General features: G+C 69.8%; 11 protein-coding genes. 2 read left to right on the plus strand and 9 right to left on the minus strand.

Annotation, left to right across the window (positions count from 1 at the left end; genetic code table 11):
- Positions 1-7: 7 nt before the first annotated feature.
- The 9 genes from SD37_RS18420 to SD37_RS18460 form a co-directional block, all read right to left on the minus strand.
- Complete coding sequence (locus SD37_RS18420; protein WP_044853068.1) at positions 8-703, minus strand: ABC transporter ATP-binding protein; 696 nt, start codon at positions 701-703, stop codon at positions 8-10.
- Positions 700-2,403, minus strand: coding sequence for a branched-chain amino acid ABC transporter ATP-binding protein/permease (locus SD37_RS18425; RefSeq protein WP_044853069.1), 1,704 nt, complete (start codon positions 2,401-2,403; stop codon positions 700-702). Before SD37_RS18425 ends, SD37_RS18420 begins: the two co-directional genes overlap by 4 nt.
- Positions 2,390-3,250, minus strand: a complete 861-nt coding sequence (locus tag SD37_RS18430; RefSeq protein ID WP_044853070.1) for an ABC transporter permease subunit — start codon at positions 3,248-3,250, stop codon at positions 2,390-2,392. The genes SD37_RS18425 and SD37_RS18430 overlap by 14 nt, the downstream gene beginning before the upstream one ends.
- A 9-nt stretch (positions 3,251-3,259) precedes the next feature.
- Positions 3,260-4,438 (minus strand): ABC transporter substrate-binding protein, encoded by a 1,179-nt coding sequence (locus SD37_RS18435; protein ID WP_044853071.1) that lies wholly within the window; start codon positions 4,436-4,438, stop codon positions 3,260-3,262.
- On the minus strand, positions 4,435-4,827 hold the full coding sequence (locus SD37_RS18440) for a nuclear transport factor 2 family protein (protein WP_044853072.1): 393 nt from the start codon (positions 4,825-4,827) through the stop codon (positions 4,435-4,437). The genes SD37_RS18435 and SD37_RS18440 overlap by 4 nt, the downstream gene beginning before the upstream one ends.
- Before the next feature lie 10 nt (positions 4,828-4,837).
- Entirely contained in the window at positions 4,838-5,605 is a 768-nt protein-coding gene (locus SD37_RS18445; RefSeq protein ID WP_044853073.1) for a MoaF C-terminal domain-containing protein, read from the minus strand.
- 40 nt (positions 5,606-5,645) lie between these two features.
- Positions 5,646-6,644 carry an AraC-like ligand-binding domain-containing protein gene (locus SD37_RS18450; protein ID WP_044853074.1) on the minus strand — a complete coding sequence of 333 codons (999 nt, stop codon included), beginning with the start codon at positions 6,642-6,644 and terminating at the stop codon, positions 5,646-5,648.
- Positions 6,645-6,705: 61 nt separating this feature from the next.
- Positions 6,706-7,194, minus strand: coding sequence for a hypothetical protein (locus SD37_RS18455; RefSeq protein WP_044853075.1), 489 nt, complete (start codon positions 7,192-7,194; stop codon positions 6,706-6,708).
- Positions 7,195-7,266: 72 nt separating this feature from the next.
- The gene (locus SD37_RS18460; protein ID WP_044853076.1) at positions 7,267-8,601 is read right to left on the minus strand and encodes a cytochrome P450; all 1,335 of its coding nucleotides are present in this window, start codon (positions 8,599-8,601) and stop codon (positions 7,267-7,269) included.
- Positions 8,602-8,728: 127 nt separating this feature from the next.
- Here SD37_RS18460 and SD37_RS18465 point away from each other — a divergent pair, with 127 nt between their 5' ends.
- Both SD37_RS18465 and ilvD read left to right on the plus strand, forming a co-directional pair.
- Positions 8,729-10,024: a hemolysin family protein gene (locus SD37_RS18465; protein WP_044853077.1), complete on the plus strand. Its 1,296-nt coding sequence runs from the start codon at positions 8,729-8,731 to the stop codon at positions 10,022-10,024.
- A gap of 64 nt (positions 10,025-10,088) precedes the next feature.
- Positions 10,089-11,768: a dihydroxy-acid dehydratase gene (ilvD, locus tag SD37_RS18470; RefSeq protein WP_044853078.1), complete on the plus strand. Its 1,680-nt coding sequence runs from the start codon at positions 10,089-10,091 to the stop codon at positions 11,766-11,768.
- Positions 11,769-11,830 lie beyond the last annotated feature (62 nt).

Raw genomic sequence — 11,830 nt, forward strand, 5'->3', positions numbered from 1 at the left:
GGGACCGTCAGGATTCGCCGAGGTAGGCGGAGTGCAGGGTGCCGGGGGAGTCCAGCAGGCCTTGCGCGGAACCCGCGTAGGTGACGCGGCCCGAGGACACCACCAGCGCGTCGCTCGCCACGCCGAGGGCGAGATGCGTGAACTGCTCGACGAGCAGGATCGCCGCACCCTCCTCGGCGAACCGCGTCACCAGCGGCAGCAGCCGGGTGAACACCACCGGCGCGAGGCCCAGCGACATCTCGTCGATCAGCAGGAACGACGGCCGCGCGGCGAACGCGCGGGCCAGCACCACCATCTGCTGTTCGCCGCCGCTGAGCAGCGCCGCCGGTGAGTCACGGCGTTTCTCCAGTTCGGGGAACAACTCGAACAGCTCGTCGGCCCGCGCGCGGGTGCGGGCGGTCAGCATCAGGTTCTCCAGCACGGTCAGGCCGCCGAACACCGCGCGGCCCTGCTCGATATGCGCCAGCCCGCGCCGGGCGCGGGAGACCCTCGACTGCTTCGTGATCTCGTCCGGTCCGATGTGGATGGTCCCGGCCGAGGCGGGGACCACGCCGGAGACGGCCTCCAGCAGGCTGGTCTTCCCGGCACCGTTGGGGCCGACGAGCGCGGTGATCCGGCCCGGTTCGAGGGTGAGGTCCACGCCGGAGATCACCGGCCCGGCACCGCGGGTGACCGTCAGCCCCGCTATCCGCAAAGCGTTCACAGCAGCTCCGTTTCGCCCATGTACGCCTTGAGCACGGCCGGATCGGCGAGTACCTCGGCCTGGGGGCCGGAGGCCAGCACGCGGCCGAAGTCGAGGACGGTGATCGTGTCGCAGACCGAGCGCACCAGATCGAGGTCGTGCTCGATGAGCAGCACCGACACCCCGAACCGGGCGGGAACCTGCCGCAGTCGTTCCCCGAACGCGACGTGCTCTTCGTGCGGCAGTCCGGCGGCCGGCTCATCCAGCAGCAGGACCCGCGGTCCGGCCAGCAGATGCCCGACGACCTCGACCAGCCTGCGCGCGCCGACGTCCACTTGCGACAGTGGGGTGCGGGCGGCGGGGCAGCCGAAGAAGTCCAGCGCGTCGCCGATCTCGCCGGTGGTGAGGCGGCGCCTCGCGAGGAACTTGACGTACGCGCCGACCGTCAGTCCCGGGGGGACGCGGTCCTGCTGGAAGGTCCGCCGCAGTCCGGCGCGGGCCCGGTCCGACGGCGACCCGGTCAACTGCCTGCCGCCGAGTTCGACCACGCCGTCCGCGTCCGGCAGGAACCCGCTGATCGCGTCGACCAGCGTCGACTTGCCCGCGCCGTTGGGCCCGATCACGCCGAGTACGCCGTGTTCCGGCACCGCGATGTCCACAGAGGACAGTGCGGCCACGTGGCCGAAGTTCATGCTCAGCCCGCGCACGGTCAGCACCGGTGGACCGGGGGAGACGGGGTCGACGGCCCCGGCCCCGGCGGCGAGAGCGAGTTTCGCCGGTTCCTTCCGGGACCGCCGGTACCAGACCTGTCGCACCGTGGTGCCCAGATTCCCGCCACTGGCCAGCGCCTGGACCCCGAGCACCCCGAAGACCACGAAACCCCAGTCCTGCGGGATCCCCCAGCGCTTCAGCAGTTCCGGCACGCCGACCCACAGCACCGCGCCGAACACCGCCATGTCGATCAGGTGCGCGCCGGACATGATCGCCAGCACGTACAGCGCCAGCGACTGGATCGCGGTGAAACTGGCCGGGAAGGCGAGCCCGACCTGCCCGGTGAGCAGGCCGCCGCTGATCCCGCCCAGTGTCGCGCTCACCGCGAACGCGGTCAGCTTCGAGGTCCGCACGCTCGTCCCGGCGGCCGCCGTCCCGCGTTCGGAGAACGCCACCGCCTGCCACGCGCTGCCCCAGCGCCCGCGGCGCAGGAAGTACACGGCCAGGCAGCACAGCACCAGCACCACCACCGCGAGCAGGAAATACGACCGGTCGTCGGAGAAGGCGTCCGGCCGTTCGACCGAGATCCCGCCGGAGACACCGGGGAACTGGAGCTGCACCAGCGCGAGATCGGCCGCTGCCGCGAGTCCCAGCGTGACGACGGCGAGGTTGATCCCGCGCAGCCGCAACGCCGGGAGCCCGACGAGGATCCCGACCACCCCGGCCGCGAGCCCGCCGAGCAGCAACCAGGTCAGGAACCCGCCCGGCGCCTGCGCCTCGTTCAGCGCCGATACCGTCCAGGCGCCGACAGCGCCGAAAGTCAGCTGGCACAGGGAGATCATCCCCGCGCTGCCGGTGACCACGCCCAGCCCGAGCAGCGAGATCCCGGCGACGACGGCACTCATGCCGAGATAGACGAAATACCCGTCGAGCCCGGCACTCAGGCCGTACCCCGCCGCGATCGCCACCAGCGCCACCGCGAACGGGATCCCTCGTTCAGCGAGCCGCATCCCACACCTCCTTGCGCTGCGACCACAGCAGCAGCGCGACGATGACCGCGAACGGCAGGAAGTACCGCACCACCGAAAGGCCGTCGACCTGCGCGGCCGCGCCCTGGATCAGGCCGAGGCCCAGGCCGCCCGCGACCGCGAGGTCGAGACGGCGGAACCCGCCGAGCAGGGCCGCCGCGGCGGCCGGGACCACCAGCATCGCCAGCGACGTCGCGTCGTTCGACTGCGACGGCGCGACGATCGAGATGACCAGCGTGCTGACCACCCCGGTGGCCGCCCACACCGCGATGCTGAGCCGTTTCGCCGGGATGCCCAGCAGTTCCGCCGTCGTCGGGCGTTCCGACAGCGCCCTGAGCCGGACTCCGGCCGGGGTCCGGCTCAGCACCAGCCGGCTGGCCACCGCGACGAGTACCGCCAGTGCGACGGTGACCACGGTGACCTGGCTGATCACCACGCCCGCGACGGTGAGCGCCGGACCGTCGAGGAGGGGGTGGAACGGCTGCGGTTTGTTGCCGAACAGGATGAACGACAGCGAGATCAGCAGGAGCAGTACCGCCACCGTGACCGCCGAGCGGGTGCCGGTGTCCGCTTCGGCGAGCCAGGTCGACACGATCCAGCCGAGCAATGCGCTGAGCAGCCCGCCGAGCAGGATCCCCGCCACCGTGGCGAGCCACGTCGGCAGTCCCAGGTGGACGGACAGGAACACCGCCACGTAGCACCCGAACATCCCGGTGGCCGCCTGCGCGAAGTTCACCACCCGCACCAGCCGCGACATCAGCGTCAGGCACACCGCCAACACCGCGTACAGTCCGCCGGCGGCCAGGCCTGCCAGCGCTCCCTGCAGCATCGCTTCCTCCTACTTCTTCGGGATACGCAGCCAGTCGTTCGCGACCAGCTCCCACTTGTTGGTGCCCGAGGCGAGCTTGATCGGCCAGCCAGAGGTGTTGTCGTGGTGGGTTTCGCCGGGGCCGAAGACGTACGGCGTGCCGACCATCGGGTCGCTGACCGGCTTCATCTCACGCAGCGCCTTGGTCACCGACTCGCGGGTGATGTCGCCGCCGATCCCGCGCACGACGTCGAGGAAGTACTTCGCCGCCAGGTAGCCGCCCTGGCTGAACGACGTCAGCGGGATGCCGTTCTTCGTCATCAGGTCGCGCCAATCCTTGTTCTGCGGGCTAGTCGCGTCGGTGAACGGGTAGAACTCGGCCGGCACGTACACACCGGCACCGGCGTTGGTGATGGCCTTGGCGTAGTTCTCGCTGTAGACACTGGTCAGCAGCAGCCACGTGACGTCGTTCCAGCCCTGCGCCGCGGCGGCCTTGAGCTGCCCGATGGAATCCGGCTCGACCGGGTTCACCGTGATCGCCTTGCAGCCGGCGTTGCGGGCCTTGACGATGTAGGAGGTGTAGTCGGAACCGCCGTAGGGCACGGTCGCGTCGAGGTACTTGAGTTTCTTGCCGGTGATGGCCGACCACTCGTCGATGGCCGCCTGGTACGACGGCAGCGTGTTGCCCGCGATCTCCAGCAGCGCGCAGATGTCGTTCAGTTTCAGCGTTTCCGAGCCGTAGAGCAGGGTCAGCGTCATGTCGTGGTACGGGCCGACGTTGACGGGGGCGATGTTGGGGCTGGAGAAACACGCCGGGTCCACACCGATGCCCTGCATCGACAGGATCTTCTGCTGCTCGTAGTACTTGTTGTTGATCTCGCATTCGATGAGGCTGGACGAACCGACCAGCGCCACGGCCTCGTCGCGGCCGACGACCTCGCGGGCGGCCGCCGCCGCTGCCGCCGGGTCGCCCTTGTCGTCGAGGGCCTTGTACTGGATCTGTCTCCCGTTCACACCGCCGCTCGCGTTGGCCGCGTCGAAGACCGCCTTGGCCGCTTGGGAGGCTTCGGGGAAGGTGGCCGCGCCGCTCAGCGCGTTGACCGAGCCGACCACGATCGGACCGCTGGCACCGCTGCCTGCACCGGCGCAGCCCGCGGTCGCGAGCAGGACGGCGGCGGAGAGCGCGAGGACGCGCCTGGCGCGCTTCACCGGTCTTCCGCGGCGTTCACGACGGGCACGGAGTCGACGATCTGCTCGAAGGAGGCGACCTCGCCGCCCTCGAACCGCCACACATGCGCGACCCGGGCGGTGAAGGAGCGCCCGGTCTCGCGGTGCTTGCCCTGGTAGGTGCCGAGGCCGACCACCGTGTCACCCGCGTCGAGAAGGTCGCCGAGGGTGAAGGTGTAGCCCTCCCAGTCCTTCGCGATCGCGCCGAAGACGTTGTCCCGTACTTCTTCGGGACCGGTGTAGGTACCGGCGTAAGGGAAACCGGCCGCCTCCGTCCAGGTGGTGTCCGGACCGAGCGGGGCCAGCATGCCCGCCAGGTCACCCCGGTCGCTCGCGGCGTAATGCGCGGCGATAACGTCTACATTGGACATTCGAACTCCTCTAGACGGGTTGCGCGTCGGGATAGGCGACGGCGCCGAGTGGGTAGATGTGCCCGCCCGCGCGGGAATGCTCCGATCGGCCGTCGCCGGTCAGGCCGAGGAAGACGCCGGTGGTCTTCAGCGCGTAGCCGAGGTCGTGCAGCCACACACTCGCCACGGCGATACGGAATTCGCGGAAGCAGAACAGGTAGAGCCCGTCCTGGAACTTCCACACCGTCGACAGGTCCATGTCCCCGTGCCCCCGCTGGACGCCTTCGAGGCATTGCCAGGCATAGCGCTGGGAGGACACGTACACGTGTTCGTAGAGGTGTTCCGGGCTGTAGCGGTAGATGTTGCGCTTGCCGATCAGGTCGCGCGACGGCCCCGGCACCTCGCCGGTCGGCGTGCCACCGTCGGTGGTGCCGGACCAGAACGTCTGGGAGACACGGGGAACGCCCTCGACGTCCTCGGCGCCGATCACCGAGCGCACGGCCAGTGCGCGATGGCTCGTCGTGGAGAAGACCACGGTGAGTGCTTCACCGTCCACGCTGGTGTGGGGGAGATTGACGAAGAAGACGTCTTCCCGGACGGCCACCGCGTCGTAGGGATCCTTGATGCCGTTGCAGGTGACGGTTTCCGCGTCCTCGAACCGCAACGCGAGCGTCGTCCCGTCGTCGAGGGTGACGGCTAGTTCGCGGCCCGACAGATCCGCGTTCGGCAGGCGGTAGGTGGCGATTCCGGCGGCGAACTCGTCATAGGTACGCCATTGTTCCTCGGGTGCTTCGGACATGCGGTCATCGTCGGGGCGAGGCCCGGGGGAGGGCCAGCTGTCACGCGCTGGGTGGCAACAACCGCTCGCTCACGGTCAAGCCACGGCGCAGTTCGCTCGGCGAGCGGCCGAATTCCGTCTTGAACACCCGGCTGAAATGCGGCGCGTCGACGAAACCCCACTTCGCCGCGATGGCGGCGACGGGCCGGGACGCGTGCACCGGGTCGAGCAGTTCACGGCGGCAGTGTTCGAGGCGCCGCGTGCGGATCCAGCCCGAGACGGTGGTGCCCTGTTCGTGGAAGAGGCCGTGCAGATGCCGGGTGGAGATGTAGTGCTCGGCGGCGATCTGCGCCGGGCCGAGGTCGGTGGAGGACAGGTTCGCGTCGATGTAGGCGAGGACGCGGCGCATCAGTTCGTGATGCGGTCCGGCCGTGGCGCGGGCGAGGTCGAGTTCGCTCGCGAACAGCGTGGCGAGCAGATCGACCGCGGTATGCGCGAGCCGGACGCCCGCCGGCCCGCCGAGCTGGTCGAGGTTGCTGCCGAGTTGCGCGAGGAACGGCACCACCACGTTGCCCATGCCCCGTTTGCCCGACATCGGGACCGCGGTCAGCTGGCCGACCAGATCGCGGGGGAGGTCGATGAGCCGCTGCGGGAACATCACCACGAGCGTGCGGAAGTCCTCTTCGAACACCAGTGAATACGGCCGGTGTGTGTCGTACAGCGCCACGTCCCCGGGGCGGAGCATCGCCTCGCGGTTGTCCTGCACCAGCAGCCCGGTCCCGGACAGGATGAGGCTCAGCTTGTAGTAGTGCCTGTCCGCCCTGGCGATGAGTTCGGGCGTCCGCTCGACCTTGTGGGCCGAGGCGGTCACCTCGGTCAGCTGGACGTCGTCGGCACCGCACGAGCGGATGCGGCCGCGGAACTGGTCGCGGTGCTCGCTCGTCACGTGCAACGGCACGAAGGAATGCGACACCACCGTGCGGAAATCGGTGAAATCTCGCGCGACCGTGGTGGTGGTCGGATCGGCGGTGGCGGTGGTCAAGACGTCACCTCGCAGCATCGGGGGTGAATTTCATATACGATAAGCGATACGATGCTGCCGGGCAATGATCGCGGCGAGGTCAGTCGGCGAGGCGGAACAGCAGGGTTCCCGGGTCCACGTCGACGGGCACCACCTCGCCCGTCGCGTAGCGGCCGACGTCCTCGGTGAGGAGCCGCGCGCTGAACGGCGTCACCCCCGGCCCGGTGACGACGAGATCGACGTCGTCCGCGGGGTTGCTCACCTCGCCGACCCAGATCCGCCTGCTGGAAACGACTTCGGCGGTCGCGCGGACGCCGGTCCGGTCGAGTTCCCGGTGGGTCTCCCGCGCCCTGGCGTTCTGCCACAGATGCGAGCCGATGGTCGCCAGGCCGCCGATGGTGAACACGGCGCCCATCGCGATGACGACCAGGCGATCGTCGTCGGCGGGATCGAACCGGGTGCTGAGCCACAGCATGGCCGGGCCGATCAGGGCCAGCACGGTCATGAAGAAGCCCATCAGGCAACCGATGCCGGTGAAGACGGGCAGTTCCGGGGCTTCCTTGCCGGTGCGGTCCGGAGTGGTCGTCACCGGCGCGACGGTAGTGACCGCCCCGGGGGACCGGTCCGGTAAAAATGCCCGCTTGCCGCGAGTCCGAGGCACTCAGGTGAGGGTGGCGGGAAGCCGTTCGAAACCGCGCAGGATCCGCGTCTGCCGCCGTCGCGCCCCCTCCCGGAGCCGCAGCCCGGGGAACCGTTCGAAGATCGACCGCAGCCCGATCTCCCCTTCCATCCGCGCCAGTGAGGCGCCGAGACAGTAGTGCCGTCCGGCGCCGAACGACACGTGGTCCCGAGCGTTCGCGCGCGTGACGTCGAACGTGCCCGGGTCTTCGAAGATCTCCGGATCCCGGTTGGCGCCGGCGAGGACCGTGCTGACGATCGCCCCGCGGGCGACCGGCACTCCGCCGACTTCGGTGTCGCGTGCGCACAACCGGCCGGTGAGCAGGACCGGCGGATCGTAGCGGAGGATCTCGTCGGTGGCGTTGCTCCACAATCCCGGATCCTCACGCAGTTTTCGCAGCTGGTCCGGATGCGCGGTGAGCAGGGCGATGCCGTTGCCGAGGAGGTTGACGGTCGTCTCGAACCCGGCCGCCAGCACCAGCCCCGCTGTGGCCTTGAGTTCCCGTTCGGTCAGCCCGACGCCGTCCTCGCGGGCGGCGATCAGTTTGCTGAGGAGGTTGTCGCCGGGGTTCGCGCGCAGCTTCTCCAGATGCTCGGTGAGCCAGGTGTCGAACTCGGCCAGCGTCGCTTCGACGGTCCGGAAGGTCCGCCACGGCAGGCCCAGATCGAGACTGGGGGCCGCGGCGCCGCCGAGTGCGAGCACCTTGTCGCGCTCTTCCGGTGGGACACCGAGGATCTGGCTGATCACGGTGACCGGCAGGAGGCCGCAGTAGGACTCGATGAGGTCGACGGGGTTCGCCGGGTCGAGGCCGTCGAGCAGTTCGTCGGTGATCGCCTGCGTGCGCTCCCGCAGTTGCTCGACCGCGCGGGCGGTGAAGACGCGGGTGACGAGTTTCCGGTAGCGCGTGTGGTCGGGCGGTTCGCTGGCGAGCAGCGACGGCGGTTCGATCGGATGGATCAGGCCGGACGCCGACCAGGTGACGAGCCGGTTGAGCAGCGGGTTGTCCGGAACGAACCGGACGGATTTGAAGGCGTCACTGGTCAGGATCTCCTTGCAGGCCGAGTGCCGCGTGGTGACATGCCCGACCCGGGTGGTGGCGATGGCGCCGTGCGCGCGGATCTCGTCGAACAGTCCGGTCAGGTCCGTGCCGCCACTCGCCTCGACGGACAGCCTGCCCTGGAGATCGCCCCGGCGCGCCGCGGCCCGCAAGGCGACGCGGGGGAGTGCGTGGCCGATGCTCCAGCGGGTGACCGGTTTGGCGATCTCCTCCGCCCGGCGCAGGAACGTCCGTGCGGGAGCGGTCTTGAGTGTGAACATCAGGACTCCGTCCGTGCGGGTCCTTCGAAGGTAGCGGAACGACGTGTCAGTATCGACCCGTCCGACCTCTGCGGACCCGCTTCCCCCTCGGTAAAGTTCTGCTCTTCCGGCGGGCCGGGGAGTGCTTGTGGGCGACTACGGGTTCGACATCGCGCTGGTCGCGGTGCTGGTGGTGCTCAACGCGGTGTTCGCGGGCAGCGAGATGGCGCTGATCTCGTTGCGCGAGGGGCAGTTGCGGGCCTTGGAACGGGACGGCCGCGCCTCCGCGCGGACACTGGTGCGGCTGGCGCGCGACCCGAACCGCTTCCTGGCGACGATCCAGATCGGCATCACGCTCGCCGGGTTCCTGGCCTCGGCGACCGCGGCGGTGGCACTCGCCGAACCCGTGGTGCCGCTGCTGGGCTTCCTCGGCGAGGCCGCCGGGGCGGTGGCCGTCGCGCTGGTGACCATCGTGCTCACGTTCCTGACGCTGGTGTTCGGCGAACTGGCGCCGAAGCGGCTGGCCATGCAGAACGCGCTGCGGTGGGCGTTGCTGGTGGCGCGCCCGCTGAACCTGTTGTCGGCGATTTCGAGGCCCGCGGTGTGGACGCTGAGCACGGCGACGAACCTCGTCGTCCGGATGCTGGGCGGCCGGGCGGAAGCCGACCCGGATCAGATGTCGCCCGAGGAATTACGGGAACTGGTGGCGGCGCAACGGGGACTGAACGCCGAACAGCGCATGATCATGAACGGCGCCCTGGAGATCCACGAGCGACGGCTGCGCGAAGTGCTCGTCCCCCGGCGGGCGGTGCTGACGCTCTCGTTGGAACAGGACCTCGAGTCGGCGCGAAGGCAGCTGGCCGAGGCCGGGTATTCCCGGGCACCGGTCGCCCGCGGCGGGCATCTGGACGACGTCGTCGGCGTCGTGCATCTGCGTGATCTGCTCGGCGACCACGAGAGTCTCGCGGAGGTGGCCAGGCCGGCGGTGGTGTTCCCCGATTCGCTGCGTGTCTCGGACGCGCTGCGCGGCTTCAAGGCCGAACGGGAGCAGATGGCGCTGGTCGTGGACGAACACGGCGCCGTCGCGGGGATGGTGACGCTGGAGGATCTGCTGGAGGAGATCGTCGGCGAGATCTACGACGAGACCGACCGGGACGTGCTGGCCGTGCGCGAGCACCAGGACGGTTCCCTGGTGCTGCCCGGTACCTTCCCGGTCCACGACCTCGTCGACGTCGGTGTCGAACTGCCGGACGCGCCGCCGGGGGAGTACGCGACGATCGCCGGGATGATCCTCGTGCTCCTCGGCCGGATCCCGGAGAAACCGGGCGACCGGGTGCTGGTCTCCGGCTGGACGGCCGAAGTGCTCGGCGTGGAGCATCACGCGATCACGCGGATCGCACTGCACCGTGGGACGCAGCACCGTGGACCGAACGCGGAGCGGTGAGTTGCGCCGGGCGGCTTCGGTTGGCAGCGTGCCCGGTGTCCCACCACGAAGGAAAGGTGTCCCGATGCCGGAGGACCAGCCGGATTTGAAACCCCGTTCCCGCGACGTGACCGACGGTCTGGAGCGCGCGGCGGCCCGCGGGATGCTCCGTGCCGTCGGCATGGGCGACGACGACTTCGCCAAACCGCAGATCGGCGTGGCGTCCTCGTGGAACGAGATCACCCCGTGCAACCTGTCGCTGGACCGGCTGGCCAAGGCGGTCAAGAACGGTGTGCACGCGGGCGGGGGCTACCCGCTCGAGTTCGGCACGATCTCGGTGTCCGACGGCATTTCCATGGGGCACGAGGGCATGCACTTCTCGCTGGTGTCGCGGGAGGTGATCGCCGACTCCGTCGAGACGGTGATGATGGCCGAGCGGCTGGACGGCTCCGTGCTGCTGGCGGGCTGTGACAAATCGCTGCCGGGCATGCTCATGGCCGCCGCCCGGCTCGATCTCGCCTCGGTGTTCCTTTACGCGGGCTCGATCATGCCGGGCCAGGTCGACGGCCGGGACGTCACGATCATCGACGCCTTCGAAGCCGTCGGCGCCTGCCTGGCCGGCAAGATCAGCCGCGCCGAGGTGGACCGGATCGAGCGCGCGATCTGCCCCGGTGAGGGCGCCTGCGGCGGGATGTACACCGCCAACACGATGGCGTCGGTGGCCGAGGCGCTCGGGATGTCACTGCCCGGTTCTGCCGCCCCGCCCGCCGTCGACCGGCGCCGCGACGGCTTCGCCCACCGGTCGGGGGAAGCCGTCGTCGGCCTGCTCCGGCAGGGCATCACCGCGCGGCAGATCATGACCATGGAGGCGTTCGAGAACGCCATCGCCGTCGTGATGGCGCTCGGCGGTTCGACCAACGCCGTCCTGCACCTGCTCGCGATCGCGCGGGAGGCGGAGGTCGACCTGCGCATCGACGACTTCAACCGGATCGGCGACAAGGTCCCGCACCTGGGCGACCTCAAGCCGTTCGGGAAGTACGTGATGAACGACGTCGACAAGGTCGGCGGCATCCCCGTGGTGATGAAGGCGCTGCTGGACGCCGGGCTCATGCACGGTGACGTGCTGACCGTGACCGGCAAGACGATGGCCGAGAACCTCGAAGGCATCGCGCCCGCCGGGCTCGACGGCGAGATCATCCGCCCGCTCGACCGCCCGATCCACAAGACCGGCGGGCTGACCATCCTCAAGGGATCGCTGGCCCCGGAAGGCGCGGTCGTGAAGTCGGCGGGCTTCGACGAATCGACGTTCACCGGCACCGCGCGGGTCTTCGACGGCGAACGGGCCGCCCTCGACGCGCTCGCGGAGGGCCGGATCGTCGCGGGCGACGTCGTCGTCATCCGGTACGAAGGCCCCAAGGGCGGACCGGGGATGCGCGAGATGCTCGCCATCACCGGCGCGATCAAGGGCGCCGGGCTCGGGAAGGACGTCCTGCTCATCACCGACGGGCGGTTCAGCGGCGGCACGACCGGCCTCTGCGTCGGTCACATCGCGCCCGAAGCCGTCGACGCCGGGCCGATCGCGTTCGTGCGCGACGGCGACCCGATCACGCTGGACGTCGCGAACCGGACGCTCGAAGTCGAGATCGACGACATCGAGGCGCGCCGGGAGGGCTGGACGCCGAAGGCCCCGGCGTACACACGCGGTGTCCTCGGCAAGTACGCGAAGGTCGTCCGGAGCGCCGCGCACGGCGCCGTCTGCGAATAAGCCCGCCGCGGCGGGTGCCCAGGTCTCGTGAGTGGTAATGACGGTTCTAACCGTCATTACCA

The sequence above is a fragment of the Amycolatopsis orientalis genome, from assembly GCF_000943515.2.
Lineage (GTDB): Bacteria > Actinomycetota > Actinomycetes > Mycobacteriales > Pseudonocardiaceae > Amycolatopsis > Amycolatopsis orientalis.

Coding starts and splice junctions, on each gene's coding strand:
- SD37_RS18425 (WP_044853069.1), bottom strand. CDS start 2,403: ATGCGGCTCGCTGAACGAGGGATCCCGTTCGCGGTGGCGCTGGTGGCG.
- SD37_RS18430 (WP_044853070.1), bottom strand. CDS start 3,250: ATGCTGCAGGGAGCGCTGGCAGGCCTGGCCGCCGGCGGACTGTACGCG.
- SD37_RS18440 (WP_044853072.1), bottom strand. CDS start 4,827: ATGTCCAATGTAGACGTTATCGCCGCGCATTACGCCGCGAGCGACCGG.
- SD37_RS18445 (WP_044853073.1), bottom strand. CDS start 5,605: ATGTCCGAAGCACCCGAGGAACAATGGCGTACCTATGACGAGTTCGCC.
- SD37_RS18450 (WP_044853074.1), bottom strand. CDS start 6,644: ATGCTGCGAGGTGACGTCTTGACCACCGCCACCGCCGATCCGACCACC.
- ilvD (WP_044853078.1), top strand. CDS start 10,089: ATGCCGGAGGACCAGCCGGATTTGAAACCCCGTTCCCGCGACGTGACC.
- SD37_RS18460 (WP_044853076.1), bottom strand. CDS start 8,601: ATGTTCACACTCAAGACCGCTCCCGCACGGACGTTCCTGCGCCGGGCG.